General features: G+C 45.0%; 14 protein-coding genes. 4 read left to right on the forward strand and 10 right to left on the reverse strand.

Annotated elements, in window-relative coordinates; genetic code table 11:
- The first annotated feature begins 2 nt into the window (after window positions 1-2).
- Window positions 3-773, forward strand: coding sequence for a peptidoglycan binding protein CsiV (locus tag BSZ04_RS18555; RefSeq protein WP_081641160.1), 771 nt, complete (start codon window positions 3-5; stop codon window positions 771-773).
- Window positions 774-848: 75 nt separating this feature from the next.
- Complete coding sequence (locus BSZ04_RS18560) at window positions 849-1,397, forward strand: GNAT family N-acetyltransferase (RefSeq protein WP_010447129.1); 549 nt, start codon at window positions 849-851, stop codon at window positions 1,395-1,397.
- A gap of 85 nt (window positions 1,398-1,482) precedes the next feature.
- Here the strand turns inward: BSZ04_RS18560 and BSZ04_RS18565 are convergent, their stop codons facing one another.
- The 7 genes from BSZ04_RS18565 to hinT form a co-directional block, all read right to left on the reverse strand.
- Window positions 1,483-2,772: an NAD(P)/FAD-dependent oxidoreductase gene (locus BSZ04_RS18565; RefSeq protein ID WP_005431677.1), complete on the reverse strand. Its 1,290-nt coding sequence runs from the start codon at window positions 2,770-2,772 to the stop codon at window positions 1,483-1,485.
- Window positions 2,773-3,292: 520 nt separating this feature from the next.
- A complete protein-coding gene (ycfP, locus tag BSZ04_RS18570; protein ID WP_038882762.1) occupies window positions 3,293-3,832 on the reverse strand; it encodes an alpha/beta hydrolase YcfP in 540 nt (179 codons plus the stop codon).
- 78 nt (window positions 3,833-3,910) lie between these two features.
- Window positions 3,911-4,789: a thiamine kinase gene (gene thiK / locus BSZ04_RS18575; protein ID WP_088881104.1), complete on the reverse strand. Its 879-nt coding sequence runs from the start codon at window positions 4,787-4,789 to the stop codon at window positions 3,911-3,913.
- Window positions 4,790-4,852: 63 nt separating this feature from the next.
- Window positions 4,853-5,443: a penicillin-binding protein activator LpoB gene (lpoB, locus tag BSZ04_RS18580; RefSeq protein WP_038882760.1), complete on the reverse strand. Its 591-nt coding sequence runs from the start codon at window positions 5,441-5,443 to the stop codon at window positions 4,853-4,855.
- Between the two features lie 87 nt (window positions 5,444-5,530).
- Window positions 5,531-5,923, reverse strand: a complete 393-nt coding sequence (locus tag BSZ04_RS18585) for a YcfL family putative periplasmic lipoprotein (RefSeq protein ID WP_088881105.1) — start codon at window positions 5,921-5,923, stop codon at window positions 5,531-5,533.
- Window positions 5,923-7,317: a COG3014 family protein gene (locus BSZ04_RS18590; RefSeq protein WP_088881635.1), complete on the reverse strand. Its 1,395-nt coding sequence runs from the start codon at window positions 7,315-7,317 to the stop codon at window positions 5,923-5,925. The genes BSZ04_RS18585 and BSZ04_RS18590 overlap by 1 nt, the downstream gene beginning before the upstream one ends.
- Window positions 7,318-7,383: 66 nt before the next feature.
- Entirely contained in the window at window positions 7,384-7,734 is a 351-nt protein-coding gene (gene hinT / locus BSZ04_RS18595) for a purine nucleoside phosphoramidase (RefSeq protein ID WP_005446662.1), read from the reverse strand.
- Window positions 7,735-7,966: 232 nt separating this feature from the next.
- Here hinT and BSZ04_RS18600 point away from each other — a divergent pair, with 232 nt between their 5' ends.
- Together BSZ04_RS18600 and BSZ04_RS18605 are read left to right on the forward strand one after the other, a co-directional pair.
- Entirely contained in the window at window positions 7,967-9,958 is a 1,992-nt protein-coding gene (locus BSZ04_RS18600; RefSeq protein WP_088881106.1) for a methyl-accepting chemotaxis protein, read from the forward strand.
- Window positions 9,959-10,124: 166 nt separating this feature from the next.
- Window positions 10,125-11,285 carry a DUF1887 family protein gene (locus BSZ04_RS18605; RefSeq protein WP_010447109.1) on the forward strand — a complete coding sequence of 387 codons (1,161 nt, stop codon included), beginning with the start codon at window positions 10,125-10,127 and terminating at the stop codon, window positions 11,283-11,285.
- 144 nt (window positions 11,286-11,429) lie between these two features.
- Here BSZ04_RS18605 and udp read toward each other — a convergent pair whose 3' ends face one another.
- The 3 genes from udp to BSZ04_RS18620 form a co-directional block, all read right to left on the reverse strand.
- A complete protein-coding gene (gene udp, locus BSZ04_RS18610) occupies window positions 11,430-12,188 on the reverse strand; it encodes a uridine phosphorylase (protein ID WP_010447108.1) in 759 nt (252 codons plus the stop codon).
- Window positions 12,189-12,494: 306 nt separating this feature from the next.
- Window positions 12,495-14,801: a zinc/cadmium/mercury/lead-transporting ATPase gene (locus BSZ04_RS18615; RefSeq protein WP_088881107.1), complete on the reverse strand. Its 2,307-nt coding sequence runs from the start codon at window positions 14,799-14,801 to the stop codon at window positions 12,495-12,497.
- A 100-nt stretch (window positions 14,802-14,901) separates the two neighbouring features.
- On the reverse strand, window positions 14,902-16,353 hold the full coding sequence (locus BSZ04_RS18620; protein WP_010447103.1) for an MATE family efflux transporter: 1,452 nt from the start codon (window positions 16,351-16,353) through the stop codon (window positions 14,902-14,904).
- Between the last annotated feature and the right edge of the window lie 9 nt (window positions 16,354-16,362).

Here is a 16,362-nt window from a genome sequence, read left to right on the forward strand (position 1 = left end):
GAATGAGAATACTGATCCCATTGTTACTTCTATGCGTTTCAATGCCATCTTGGGCTGCGCGTCAATTTGATATTGAAGTAATTATTTTCAAGCGAGCAGTAGACGCAGAAAGCACCACTGAGTCTTGGCCAAATCAACTTCCAAAAATTGAGATGGATAATGTTGGCAGTTTAGAGAGTGATTCATATCGCCAAGCTAAAGGCGTTACTCTCCTGCCTCGTTCAGCTTATCAATTAAACTCTCAGGAAGCCGCTCTACGTAACCACGCTGGCTTTAAAGTGCTTAAGCACGTAGCTTGGAGACAAGGCGACCGTGGTAAGGCAAGCGCTCCCGTATTTCGTATCGTAGGCGGCAAAGACTTTTCAGGAGTATACAACTCTGATGGCAGCCAAAGAAACGGTAACGCTCTGTCTTTACAATCTGATGGTTACACTGAAGAAAGTATTACAGGACCACTATACGAGTTGGATGGAAAGCTACAAATTTACGTTCAGCACTATCTATTTGCAGAAACTACGATGGACATTAGAGAGCCAAGTGTTCGTGAAGTTCGTTTTGAGGCACAGCCTCTAGAAGAGCAATCACAAGAGTTTGGTGAAGTTGAAGGGAATGTTCAAGTAGGAAACCTAGCTGAAATTTCACCTACAGTGACTGAAGAAACGTTCTTGAAGAGCTACCGTATGGATCAGAAGCGTCGTATGCGCAGTAGTGAGACTCACTACCTAGACAACCCATTAATGGGCATGATCATCCAAGTGCGTCGCGTTCAATAATCATTAAAAAATTAAAGCGTAGCATTTGCTGCGCTTTATTTTATCTAGAATCTAGCATGGAAGTTGTATTGGTTCATGAGCCCTGATTTTGAAATCATCACCCCTCGTTTAGCACTCAGGCTTATTCCTTCAGAAGAAGCACACATCCTACAACGTATACTGGCTGAGTCCCCTTCTCTGCACCATTGGCTCGATTGGTGTAATCAAGATATCACACTCAAAGAAGCCCAAGACTTTTTGCTGGCAACACGATTGAACTGGGTTAAGACAGAGGCTTTCGGTTTTGGTGTTTATGAACGTGAAAGTGGCAACCTCGTTGGCATGGCCGCTGTGAATGAGCTTTACCATACCTTCAATATGGCGAGTATTGGTTATTGGGTAGCGGACCGCTATCAACGCAAAGGCTATGCGCAAGAATCCATTCGCTCACTCGCGGAATTCTGTTTCGCCAAGCTCAATTTGACTCGCGTAGAAATCGTCTGCGATTTAGATAACACCGCTAGTCAGGCGTTAATTGAATCCATTGGAGCACAGAAAGAAGCGGTTGCCAGAAACCGTTTTATCTTCCATGGCAAGCCGAAAGATGGCGTAGTGTATTCACTGCTTCCTAGCGATTTAGAATAAAAAAGCCACCGATATACGGTGGCTTTTGTTTTGACCTTTATTTCGCTCTTTACCAAATCAGAGTAAAGAGCCAAATCATAAAGTATTAGTGTAGCTTCAAGTTTGGACGAAGTACGCGGTTGATACGGCCAACCAACATCATCAGGCCCGTCTTAATCACGCCATGCAGCGCCATTTGGTGCATGCGATATAGCGAAATGTAAACCACGCGAGCAATACGACCTTCAACCATCATCGAACCTTTGGTTAGGTTACCCATCAAGCTACCAACCGTAGAAAAGCGGCTTAGAGAAACCAAAGAGCCGTGGTCTTTGTATTCGTAAGCTTTCAGTTCACGGCCATTTAGCTTAGCAACGATGTTAGTGAACGCTTGGCTGGCCATTTGGTGCGCCGCTTGAGCACGTGGCGGTACAAAAGAGCCATCAGGCTGAGTACATTGTGCCAAGTCACCAATAACGAAGATGTCATCGTCACGCGTAGTTTGTAGCGTGTTTTTCACCACAAGCTGGTTGATACGGTTAGTTTCTAGACCAGCGATGTCTTTGATGAAATCAGGGGCCTTGATGCCCGCAGCCCATACCATGATCTGTGCTGGGATTTTCTCACCGTCTTTCGTCGTCAGACCGTCTTTATCCGCTTGCGTCACCATCGTAGCTGTGCGCACGTTTACGCCAAGCTTAACCAACTCTTGATGCGCCGCAGAAGAAATACGTGGTGGAAGTGCTGGAAGAATGCGCTCACCTGCTTCAACTAAGTTCACGTTTAGCTTGCTAGAATCTAAGTCGCCAAAGCCGTAAGTACGCAACTCTTTCACTGCGTTGTGAAGCTCAGCAGATAGCTCAACACCCGTTGCACCCGCACCAACAATAGCGATATCGACTGTGCCGTTACCGTTTTTCGCGTGCAGCTTTAGGAACTCATTGTTCATCTCGCTACGGAAACGGTGTGCCTGTTCTGGGCTATCTAGGAAGATACAGTTATCACGGACACCAGGTGTGTTGAAGTCATTTGATGTCGAGCCGATAGCCATCACTAGAATGTCGTATTCTAGCTCACGGCTTGGCATTAGAAGTTCGCCGTGCTCGTCTTTAAGCTCACTTAGAATGATCACTTTACGTTCACGGTCAATGTCTTGAAGACTGCCCATTTGGAAGTCAAAGCTGTGGTTCTTCGCATGAGCACGATAGCTCAATGCATCCACGCCTTCGTCCAAAGAACCTGTTGCTACTTCGTGCAACAATGGTTTCCACAAGTGGCTCGCTTTACGGTCTACCAGTGTAATTTGCGCTCGGTTCTTACGACCCAGAGTGCGGCCCAGTTTGGTTGCCAACTCAAGGCCACCAGCACCGCCGCCTACAACGATAATGCGTGTCACAATGTTATCCTCTACAAAAATGAATATATGGGTTCAGCTCGATGCTGACTCACAATCACATTGCGGTCATACATCCAACCGATGAATTCTTTGGTCTCTAGAGGTGAGCTCACTTTTGGATAAATGCCGATACCATATTATTTATGCTTAATTACGGATTAACGGTTATCGGTTTACTTGCCTGATACACACGATCTCAGACAACAAATGGGCAAGTTTTTTACTCGCTCTCAATTTTTTTTGATATTTATCAAATTATTTTTACCAAGTTCATTATATAGAGCAATACTTTGATGGCAACAAAAATCCTTACTAGAGATACGGATTGGCTAATTTTCGTCTGCTTTACGGTATCGTTTTCGTGCCACAAAAGGTTAAATCAATAAATCAAGATGATAAATCGATACAAAATGTAAAATCTTGCAGAATCAGTGTCGTTCGTTTGAGCACGAGTAGAAACAAAAACAGCACTTCGAAAAGTGCTGTTTAAACAAGATAAGTTTGTTCTCTCTAGGGCAAGTTAGGCGTTTTTGAATGCCTTCATCGCTTGCAGGTGGTGTGAGATCTTCTTGAACTTATGGGTTTGGGTTTCATCCCAAATGATTTCGTAGTGTTTATCCAGTTCTGCCGCGGTTTTTGAGTTGTCGTGGATTTCATCCTCTTTCGACAAAATCACCAAACAGCGATCCTTGTTTTTCGTACGAAACTGCTCGACACATTTGGTCGCAATGTCTTCGTACTCTTCAGGACGGTCAATACGCCCTGCCATTGTATTCTCTGGATGCAAGTTAGGGTTGAACATCACTTGCTTAATGCCGCAAAGAAAACCGATTCGCTCTGACCAATATGCACCTAGACCCACACCACAAATTAGAGGCTTTGGATCATCAGACTGGTCGATTACTTTAGATACTTCTTTGAGTAAATGCTGCATATCATGCTTAGGATGAAGTGTACTGTAGTTGATGAAACGAACATCATCATCGATAAACTGAAGTTGAAGAACTTTTTCGTGGTTACCTGGGCTTGTACTATCAAAGCCATGCAAGTAAATAATCATTTGTACCTCTCCCTGTGTATATCTGGTACTTCACTTTAAACTACCACTATTTCCATGTGGTGAAAGCGACAAATGTCATTATGTCTCAAAACAGTGATCTTCAATACATAATGAGTCTTTAAATTCATTCGCACTGTTTAAGTATTGTTCATCACCCCATAACTTATAAGCCAATAAATACCACAACATAGCCATCATGAGTGTTCTCGGTTGCCATGCTTTTACGCCATCAATCCAAAGCTGAACATCTTCTATCTCTCGAATAGCACAGTAGCTCTCAACACCTTGAACAATTGGAGCCTCTGCCAATTGGAGAACCAATGTCAGATCTAAACGCGGATCGGCTAATCCAGCATACTCCCAGTCAATCACTTTCACCCCTTCCTGACCTCGAACAAGATTGTAGCAACCAAGGTCAAAGTGACATAAAGAGACAGGCACTGGCGCAACAGACGGTTCAGAGCGCCACTTTTGGTATAGCTGCTCAAACTCAGTGTTCTCGTAAACACCTTCCAACTGCATCCAATAATGGTCAACTCGTGAGATATATGAAAATGGCACCAAAGGAATTGCGCCAGCTGGGTATTGGTGAATGCATGCTGCGATAGGTAACAGCTCTTTGAGTTCTATCCCCTCCCGAGTGAGCGTCTCTCCTTCTACCCACTCAACCAACAAGCCAAGCTCATGGACAAAAACAGGCTTTGGACCCAGTTGCAAAGGCTCTATAGTATTGAGAACTTGATACTCATTATGGCGAGAAATAGAAAAGGCCTTGCACACTACACTGGCTGGTCGCCAGACATATGCAAGACCCTCTGAAGTTTCCAATCGCCAACAGCGATTAGTTAGCCCCCCAGTAACCGTTTGAACCTTTACTGGAGGGACAGCGAAGAAGCCGTCTAATACACTTAAACTCGGATCAAGTTGCTTTGCTTGTTGCCAAGAAAACCATGCCATTCATAACTTCTCCACTCAAGTTCCTACTACCTTACTCAGTAAATAGTCAGGTATTGGGAAAGATTAAAGGCCAAATAAGCTCTTAGATTGCTCTTTACGAATCTCTGTTTCGTCCGCCCATTCAATAAGACCGGTTTCTAGATCCATCAAGCGCATCGTCATTTTGTAGTACACGTCTTTGTCACTACCCGCGTTTTTCACGATGCTAGAAAGGTTACCGTAAAGCATGTATTGCGCACCCACCATTTTACCGAACTGAATCGCGGTACTCTGGTTCACAAGCTCATCATTATTTTGGAAGTTAAGTTGCTCACGGACAGACTCAACACGGTCCATATCTACGAAACGAAACTTACCAGAGTTTAGCATCTTAGTAGAGATAGTATCGGTGATAGACTCAGTATCAATGTGCTCACTCGTTTTATTTTTAATACGCTCTACAAATACGATTGGACGTTGGTCACGAGTAATCGCAGCAACAGATCCTGACATCATCATGCTATCAACCATTTCACCGGCTATTTTTTGTAAATCCGTAGAACCAAAGTCAATCGTCGTTGTTTCTGTCGCCTGAGCATCGCCATATGAAACTTTATTTGAACAACCACCCAAAATGACGGCAAGACCTAAAAGAGCGATAATACTTTTTTTCATGAGAGTTCCTTAATTTGTATTTCTTACCAAGGTATCTCTACCTTAGTAAAGCAGCATAGCTGCCGAAAATGTGTTACTCGAACCGAGTTAGTTATCTTGTGCTTCGCGAATTTGTACGCGGAACTGAGTCCCGTTCGGATTTACTGTCACTTCGGACAAAGAGACTTGCTCAAAACCACGAACGATCATTTTTCGCCAAGGGCCAGCTTTCGTGTTTACTTCCAAACCAGTATTGTCATACCAGTAGAATCGGTAAAGAATGTGCTGGTCACCTTTGTAGTTACTGCTCAACTGCACAATACCGCGCGGACGGTCATCGACATAAGTCGTGGTAATGTTGTCTACCAATAAACGACTACCCAAAACATTGTCGTTAAAGAAAACCTTCTGTGTTTGACCATCAATTCGGATACCGGCGGTGTTATCCGCACATCCCACCAAACCAATGATCACAACCAAACCTATAAGCCATGCTCTCATTACAACCTCCCTAGTTGTTTATGCCAAACCGTGGAATGCAATCCCTGGCGGGAAACCCATACCAATGTTGTCTGCTGTGCTGGCACTTCAAATTGATACACCTGATCTCCGACATTTAAGCTCTGCTTACCCGGACTCACAACCTTTGACGCCGTTTTCACCGTTCCTGGTAGGGTCTGCCAACTTCTGGTATCAGGTTGTTCAGTTAATGTGTTCCATACGTTGAAAAGAAGATTGCCTACATCATCACCTTTGGCGGCTTCTTTTCGAATTCTGTCTTTTGCCCAAACACGAATCGCTTGGCGAATCACAATCGTGGTTAGACGCTCTTGCAAATCGTTCTGTGCCATCGCATTCACGTCGGCTAATGTACTTGAAGGTAGCTTGTTACCATTCAGCGCAACATCACCAAAACGTTGCGTTCCGCGTTTCGGGTAGTATGGCAGTGCGAGAGAATAAATTGCACCATCGCCTCGGCTGTCATAAATAGGTAAATCAATACGCCAACCTTGCAGTGCTTCCACCACACCTTGCTCATCAATCACAATCACGCGGCCTTGTGACTTGCTTAGCCCCGAAGGCGCTTTACCATAGCGCTTTTCCAACATACGCAGGTCTTGACGCATGCCAAGTTTCTTCGCCGCATACATCGTACTGTCAATGACTTGCTTGTTATCAGGCATCACGGCGAGTGCGCGACGATAGTCTACGTACGCACTATTCAAATCTCTTGATGCTTCATAAAGCAGCCCTGAAAGGTAGAACAAGTAGCCATTTTGTACTGAACTGAGCTTTTTGCCTGCGTCTGGGTAGTTTGCTAATACGCTACCTAAGTTTGCTGACATACCTTGCTTCTTAAGATCCTTCTCAGCTCGCTTTAGTTCCATTTCACGTGCTTTCTTCGCCGCCTCTTGGACTTGGTTTGCACGGCGCATTTCAACCAACGCCCCCTCTAGATCGTTCTTTTGTAGATAATTCAAACCTAGATACAAATGCAAGAAACCGAGCTCGTAGTCGGCGGGTTGGTATTCGTTTAAATTGTCGTTAACAGCCAGAGAACCCACACTGGTCGCTGTTTCCGTAACAGAGATGGTTGCGCGATCTTGTTGTTTGCGTACCGCACGATCGCTGTCTTCGAGTGCACTCAAGCTTGTTGGATAATCTTGTGCAAGAAATGAGATTCGGCCTTGCTCAAAATTACCAAGTATATCGCCACCAACATCACTAGATTGCAGTTGCTCAGCTTTGGCATATTCACCAGCAACCACCGCTTGATAAACTTGTTTATTTTGGTCGCTATAGTGGCTGAACAGATTGCCAGCGGATAGGTTTGCACATCCTGTAGCAACCAGGACCCAGCTCATCAATCCGAATAGCTTCACACCATGTTTCACATTCATCTCCGCAAATGTGTATAGACGAGAAATCATGGGTGGAATTACCCACCCACTTTTACCCAATTAGCTCAGAACCATTGGGCCTAAAGGGCGCCCGCCCACTAGGTGCATATGGATATGGTAAACTTCTTGGCCACCATGTGAGTTACAGTTAACAATCAAACGGTAACCGTCTTCTGCAATGCCTTCTTCTTTAGCCAGTTTTTTCGCGACAGTGAACATACGCCCCATCATCGCTTCATCTTCTGCTTCTACGTCATTCGTTGTTGGAATAAGCTTGTTCGGAATGATTAGGATGTGGCTCGGCGCACGCGGGTTAATATCTCGAAATGCCGTTACTAAATCGTCTTGATAAAGAACATCTGCAGGGATTTCTTTACGGATAATTTTGCTAAAGATGGTTTCTTCCGCCATGGGTACTCCATTTATAAGGTGTGTAACCGCTTTAGTATGCGCCAACCCTAGGCTTAGCTCAATAAAAAACAGTGTTCACTTAACATTATCAATATAAGTTGTTACATAGAAGTTTTTTTTGTCGTGTGCGTCATAAAACGTGCGTCTCAAACTCAATACAATTCAAGGAATTTTGTTAATTTTTTAAGACATAACTATTTTTTTGTCTTGTTTCTGGGAGAGGACGCTAATTATGCGTGGGTCAGTAATTAAACGGATGTATGCAGGCTTTGCACTGATCATAATTCTGTTTGCCATCACGATTACCATTATGATGAGTGGGATGAGTGATATTCATAACAAGTTTGAAACCGTTTCAAAGAATTCATTACCACTGGTTTCGTTATCAAACCAAACCAGTGTTGAACTTCTGTCAGCCGATAAGTCTTTTAAAGACTTTCTCACAACAGAGAATAAGCAACGAATGGATGAGATGCGTCAGGAGTTTGCTAAATCTCAAGAACAGTTTACCTCTACGTTAGGGAAACTAGAGACAGCCAGCCGTATCTACCCTTCTTTGGCACAACCTTTCGCCCAGCTTAAAGAAATTGAGCAGAGCTATTTCTCTGAAGCTAAAGAAGCCATGGACAACTATGAGGCGATGTTTGCTGCACAAGAAGAAGTGCAGAAGTCCTCTCGTCGCTTCCAAAAGCTAAACACTGAACTGTCGGTTGGTATGAAGGAGTATGTTGCCGATCAATCGAGTATTTCAGTTAAAGTCATGGCCAAGAGCTATTTCATTAAGCTAAAAGACGCCGAAGTGATCACTTCAGATGCCTTAGCCAGCAATAACCCCGAGTTCGTAACTAAAGCTGTCGCGAAAAACCGTAAAGCGGTAACACACTTAAACTACGCATTCCGTGGCCTCGCTACGCAATTACCAGCTTTAAAAGATGCGTTTGGTGAATCCGTTGAACAATTTACTCGCGATGTGGGCCAACGAGGCGGGGTACTTGATCAGCATAATAGTTACTTAACCGCTCGTTCAGCTCTGTACGACAACATCGCCAACCTAGCCACTAAAGTAGATACAACAATGGGTATCCTCGAGCAATTTACCACAACAGCAACGGATAAATTGGAAGAGTCACTGTCAGAGGCTGGTACTATTTACTCGGATGGTGTAACCAAAGCCATTGTTATCGCTGTTGTTGTCGTTCTGTTTGCAACCGCCATTGGTTACCACATTGCACATAGCGTACGTGAACCATTGACTCGTATTCTTAAGGTGCTAGAAGGCCTCACTGAAGGTGATATGACTCAACGCATTGATAATCGTTACAACAACGAATTCAGTCGTGTCAGTGGGCATATCAATACGCTAGCGGACAGCTTACACAACATTCTTGTGAAGCTAAACGACGCTTCTGACAACCTTTCCAATACTGCCTCTGAAAATGAACAAACTTCATCAGAGGCACAAATGCAGTTGAATAATCAACGTGAGCAAACAGCGAACGTAGCAACCGCAATGACTGAGATGTCTCATTCTGTTCAGGAAGTCGCTCAAAGTGCGCAAGGTTCACTAGAAATGGTGCAGCGAGTAGAAACGGCCTCTGATCAAGGTAGAAATATCATGAACAGCAATATTTCTACTATCAATCAACTTGAGACGAGACTAAACGAGTCTGTATCGGCTGTTGCAGAGTTGCAAAAAATGAGCGGTCAAATTGGCTCGATCTTGGATGTGATTCGTAACATTGCTGAACAAACAAACCTACTTGCACTAAACGCAGCTATAGAAGCAGCGCGAGCAGGTGAACAAGGGCGTGGATTTGCAGTCGTTGCTGATGAAGTACGTGTTTTGGCCTCTAAAACCACTCAGTCGACGACTGAGATAGAATCCATGATCAGCAATCTTCAAACGAGCTCACAATCAGCAAGCCAAGTCATTGAGAGTTGTATGAGTGACATGGAGATGTCGGTTGAACAGGCATCCAAAGCCAACAGCTCGATGGAAGAAATTCAAGCGTTAATCATCGAAATCAGTCAGATGAGCACACATATATCGCAAGCAGCTGTAGAGCAAAGTGAAACCTCTGCTGACATTGCTCGAAATATCGAAGACATCAATAACATTGCAGATAAGAGCTACCATGCGATGGCAAGCATTGCCGCGACGAGTGAATCACTAACGCATTTAGCTCATCAGCAAAATGAATTGGTACACCGCTTCAAGCTATAGATTAAGATATAATTTGTAACGATTTTAGATACCAACTGACTCTACAAGGGCGACTTTTTATAAGGTCGCCCTTGTTTTTTATTGACCTTGTCTACATATGGTTATTATGGCTTGCTCATCCCTTTTACTTTCTCTTTTCGAGCAAGCCAAATAAGAAGGAAAACCTATGGCTGTTCATGTTGGTATTATTGACCAAGACCCTGTTAGATTGGTCACTCCTCTATTGGATAATCGCACTGTCAGTACCCATATCGTCTTTATCGGTGATAAGAGTCAAGCTGACATCTATGAGCGACTGAGTGCCGTGTTGGAGCAGCGAGAAATTACGTCCGAGTTTTTTGAAATTCCTTCTGTTGTAAACACTTCTCTGATTAAACAATCGATTCATAAATTGGCAAAAGACCTCCATGACCGAGGCGAAGAAGTAAAACTGAACGCAAGCTGTGGCCTTCGTCACCGATTGCTTTCTGTGTATGAAGTGTTCCGTACATACCGTTGGCCAATCTTTGTGGTAGAGCCAAATAGTGACAAGCTTTGCTGGCTATATCCTGATGGCAAAGAAGACAGCCAAGTAGAAGATCACATCACTATCTCTGATTACCTGACTATCTTTGGTGCTCGAGGCGAATTCCACCACGTTGACCTTCCTCCTCAGCTAGATCAAAAACTGTATGAATTAGGCGAACGTTGGGCTTCCAATGCCCTTGAGCTTGGCCCTGGTCTTGCGACTCTAAACTATCTTGCAACCACCTGCCGTAAAGAGCAAAAACTGGATGTAGAGCTCTCTGAGAAGCAACAAGGCTACCGTGAACTGAACATGCTACTAACCGACTTGGTTGAAGCTCAGATAGCTACGTATGAAAATGGCATTTTAACATTCGCTGATGAAGACGCCCGCCGCTTTTCAAATGGTGAATGGCTAGAGACCTTAGTTCATAGCACGGTTAAGCAGATCCAAGATACGATGCCAACCATCCAAGATCGTTCATTAAACGTTCAAGTCTATCGCAAACTCGGTGAAAGTGAGGTTCGTAATGAACTGGATGTTGCGACCGTAGTAAACAACAAGCTGCACATTATCGAATGTAAGACTAAAGGTATGCGTGATGATGGTGACGATACCTTGTACAAGCTTGAATCACTGCGTGACCTTCTAGGTGGCCTACAAGCACGTGCTATGTTGGTTAGCTTCCGTCCGCTACGCCATAATGACATCACACGCGCTGAAGACTTAGGGTTGGCACTTATCGGTCCAGATGAGCTGAAAGATCTGAAGACACATCTAAGTGCATGGTTTGAAGCCGCCGGCGGTTCTGACGAAATCTAATCGTCGATACCAATGCCTCGAGCTGCTTTTTTATTGCGTCAGATTCACTGCCTTTAACACTCAACACAAAACCGACAGATAGAAAAAGCCAGAGGCGAACCTCTGGCTTTTCCCGTTTGTTTAAATGCCAACTAACCGTTGTTATTAAAGCATCTTACGAGCCGCTTCAACTACAACCTTAATTGAGCGAGCTTCCGTTTCTTTCAGCGTTGAATGATCTGGAATCTCTTTTTGTGTACGGTTGATAATTACACCCGCCACACAACCTGCTTTTAGGCCTGAGCTTGCACACATAGTTAGCAGTGTTGCTGACTCCATTTCGAAGTTCAGAACGCCCATGTCCTGCCACTCTTGCATAGAACCTTGGAAACGCTTAACAACACGCCCAGAGAAAGTGTCGTAACGTTCTTGGCCTGGGTAGAAAGTATCACTTGAAGCTGTCACACCCATGTGTACTGCAGCACCAGATTCTTCTACTGCCGCTTTCATTGCTGTAGCAATTTCAAAATCAGCTACCGCTGGGAACTCCATTGGAGCAAAGTGTAGGCTCGCACCGTCTAGGCGAACAGAACCTGTAGTAACGATCATATCACCTACGTTTACGTGCGGTTGGATCGCACCTGTAGTACCTACACGTAGGAAAGTACGAACACCAAGTTGCGCTAGCTCTTCTACTGCAATAGAAGTAGATGGGCCACCGATACCTGTAGAACAAACCACAACAGGTTTACCGTCTAGCTCTGCACGGTATAGCGTGTATTCACGGTGACTTGCTAGAAATACAGGGTTTTCCATTTCTTCAGCGATTTTTTGTACGCGTGCTGGATCACCAGGAATAATTGCTAGAGTTGCACCATTAAGATCAGCTTCAGTAATACCTAAATGGAATACAGCTTGAGACATAAGTCGCTCCTTGTTGTGGCTTATTTTGTAAACAATAAGCTCATTAATAAGTTGTTGGGTACAGATGCACTGTAGCGAACCTTTCACCAACATAGAGTGATCGCAATCACAATGAAACAATGTAATAAAACCACACTTTCAAATAAAAACGGTTTAGATCACACTTCAAGGAGCTAAAGATCATTTCGTTGCATAGGAATAAGTGATTTGCCAAACGAAACAAACACCAAAGCTGTATCGATTTAATAGGCATAAAAAAACCTGAGACACTTCTGCCTCAGGTCAGTTTTCATTTCACTTTAATGGTTATTTTACTTGCTTAGATTCAAAACGAAGTAATCTCAGAGCGTTCAAAGTAACAAGAGCTGTTGCTCCACTGTCGGCCAACACAGCTACCCACAAGCCTGTTATACCTAGCAAACTCGTTACCAAGAACACGCCTTTCAGTCCTAGAGCCAACGCAACGTTCTGACGGATATTATTGAGCGTCGCACGTGATAGCTCGATCATGCCTGCTAGCTCAATCAAACGGTTATGAGTCAGCGCGGCATCAGCGGTTTCGAGTGCAACGTCAGTACCACCACCCATGGCAATGCCAATGCTTGAAGCTTTCATTGCTGGTGCGTCGTTAATGCCATCGCCTACCATCGCAACGGTGTGCTGCGCTGAAATCTCTTCCACGTAGTGCACTTTGTCTGCTGGTAACAAACTCGCTTTGTAATCAAGACCAATTTGGTTCGCAATTGCTTCGGCGCTGCGAGGGTTGTCACCTGTTAGCATCACAGATGAAATACCCAGTTTCTTCAATGCAGCAACGGCTTGTTGAGCATCTTGACGAAGCGTGTCTTGCCAAGCAATCAAACCTATCACTTGGTGATCGTGGCGTGCGATAACCACGGTTTTACCTTGCCCTTCCAGCGCCAAGACTTGCTGCTCTACTTGTTGTGAGATTGGGAAGTCGGCTTTCGATGGTGCAATAACCTGTACCAATTTGCCTTCAACTACGCCAGTCACACCAGAGCCCACTTGCGCGGTTTTGTCTGCAGCTTCAGGAATGTTGATGCCTTGCTCTTGCGCTTTGTTCACCAACGAAATGGCCAGTGGGTGGCTTGAGCCAATCTCAATCGATGCCGTTAAGCGAAGCAATTGCTCTTCAGTCACATCTATCGGCACTACGTCAGTTACTTGTGGTTTACCTTGTGTCAGTGTGCCCGTTTTGTCGAAAGCAACAGATTCAACGCGGCCTAATAGTTCAAGCGCAGCACCACCTTTGATCAGCGCGCCTCGTTTTGCCGCCGCCGCTAAGCCAGAAGTGATCGCCGCTGGCGTAGAGATAACCAAAGCACATGGACACGCGATCAATAACAATGCCAAACCACGGTATACCCAAGTTTCCCAAGGCTGAGCAAATAGCAATGGTGGCGTGATAATGACTAGTAACGATACCAACATCATTAACGGTGTGTACCAACGGCTGAACTTGTCTAGGAAACGTTCAAGAGGCGCTTTGCGTGATTCCGCTTCTTCAATCAAATGCAGGATACGGTCAATTGCATTCTCACCTTGGCGAGAGGTAACCTTCACTTGCACGACTTTATCAACAACCACAGCGCCCGCCATGATTTTACCGCCTTCGTTGTGCTCTACCGGAACGGACTCGCCCGTCAATGCACTCTCATCGAAGCTGGCTGCTTGAGTCATAAGCAGGCCGTCCGCAGGCATACGGCCACCAGGCGCAACTTCAATCACGTCACCTGGTTGAAGCTGTGACGCTGGCACTTCTTGACGTTCACCATCAACAATCAGCGTTGTATTCTCTGGTACGAGATCCATCAATGCTTGAACACCGCTGCGAGCGCGAGATGATGCATATGCTTCTAACTTTTCACCAATAAGGAAAAGCAATAGCACCATCGCCGCTTCCGCGGTTTCACCAAGATAAAGCGCACCTAACGCCGCCACGCTCATTAATGTTTCAATCGCAAATGGCGTACCTGTTCGGGCCAACTTAATGGCTTTCATCGCAACCGGATACAAGCCAAGCAAACACGTCAAAGTAAACAACCAAGTACTTAGCGTTGGATTGAAATCGGAAATGATGCCAGCAAACGCCATCGCACCTGCAATAGAGAGGATCTGAACATTGTCTTTGATAACGCCCAGCCAACCCTTTTTCTCGGCTTTTGGTTTTGGCGCATCTGTCGAAGTCAGTGGGAATCCGGTTTGCTGAGAAACTTGCTCGATAACTGGCGCAAGTGCTCGGTTATCAAAATCGACCACTAGCTTTTCTGTCGCGAACAAGACTTTGGCATTTGTAACCCCCTCAACAGAAGAGATGGCCTTCTCTAGCTTTTGCGCACAGGCAGGACAATCCATGCCCGACACTAGCCAACTATGACGAATGGTGGACTCGAGGGATTCGGCAGGGCCTTCGTCGTCAACAGAATCCGAGCTACAGCTTCCGCCGCTACAACAAGATTCTTCTGAGACAGCAACGGTTGCTTGGGTAATGTTTAGCATTGGCTTTGCCGGTGCGCAGCATGAGTCACTTGCACCTACTGCCACCGTAGATTTGACTTTGCCTGATTGGCAACCTTGATGTTTCGTACACATAATTCACTTTCCTTATTGGTGATAAACCTTTATCTACTGCTAAGAATAAACCTTGGAGCTAACTCCAAGGTCAAGTGTCTTTATGTTCAATTGACGAAATTTATGCTTTTTCTTCTTCCAAAGCGGTTGCCACTTCATCAATCAATACCGCATCGTGAGAGCAAAAAGGTTGAGTATTGACGCAAGTGATCGCTGGATCGTCTTCTATATCTTCTTCTCCGAAGTTTTGCATCAGGTCTTTAATGTGTTTGTTCAGGACAACTAACGCCAGCAACCCAAACACTATCGTACCCACCGCTTGTCCATATAACACGCCAAGTGCTCCGTACCATTGCGATCCAAAGTAAACGAAAGGCAGAGTGCCAATTGTTGCTTTACCTAAGTTCAATGCCGTGGAATAAAGCGGTTTACCGAGATTATTGAAAGAAGTGTTGGCGACAAACAAAGTCCCATTGAAGACAAACGTAATGGCAATATAGGTACAAAATGCGATAACAATAATCGCGGCATCACCCGTCAGGCTAAACATTGCTACGATGTAATCTTGCAGCACATAAAGCAAAGCACAGACACCTAGGGTGTAAATCGTGGTCACCAGTAAAGAATCGGTCAGAGTACGCTTAACACGATCCATACGCTCCGCACCAAAGTTCTGCCCAATGATAGGACCAACCGCACCAGAAAGCGCAAAAATCACCGCGAAACAAACTGGCGTTAAGCGCCCAATCACCGCAAACCCTGCGACGAAGTCTTCGCCAAATTGAGCGATATGAGTAGTCACAATTGCATTACCAATAGGCGTTGCAGTATTGGTAATAATCGCAGGCACAGCAATCGCTAAAATTGGCTTGAGGTTGTTTTTAAAGATATCGAAGTTTGGAAGAGAAACCAGTTTGTGCACTTTGACTAACGGATAAAGAGAGAACGCTAATACTGTGAAACGAGCAATAACCGAAGCCGCAGCAGCCCCCTCCACATTCCATTTAAAAACGAAGATGAACAATGGGTCAAGAATCGCATTAACAATACCACCTGATAAGGTCGCCCACATAGAGCGTTTAGCATCTCCAGCAGCACGTAAACCTGCACCTGCTGACATACCCAACGCCAGTATCGGCGCACTTGGCAATAGAATGTTAAGATACGCCTCGGCACGCTCCGCGGCCACTCCCTCTGCACCGATTGCAGCTAAGAGTTCAGGGATATGGATGTACATACCAATAGTGATCACTAAACTGATCATAAAGGCGGTCAGCATAATACTACCGCTCATCAACCTCGCACGATCGAAGTCCTTTGCACCAATAGACTTGGAGACCAAAGCCCCCATCGCAATCGACGTGCCGATAGACGCGGAAGTCGAGAAGAAAATCAGTGTTCCTGCGAAACCAACGGCAGCCGCCAACTCAACCTGCCCCAACATACTGATGAACAGCATATCGAGTAAGTCGACAACAAACAGGGCCATCAATCCTACTGATCCCGCACCTGACATCACTAAGATGTGACGCATAGTGGAACCTTGGACAAACTTCGCGTCTTGGGTAGACATATTCTTCCT

Origin of the sequence: Vibrio rotiferianus (assembly GCF_002214395.1) — a bacterium.
GTDB lineage: Bacteria > Pseudomonadota > Gammaproteobacteria > Enterobacterales > Vibrionaceae > Vibrio > Vibrio rotiferianus.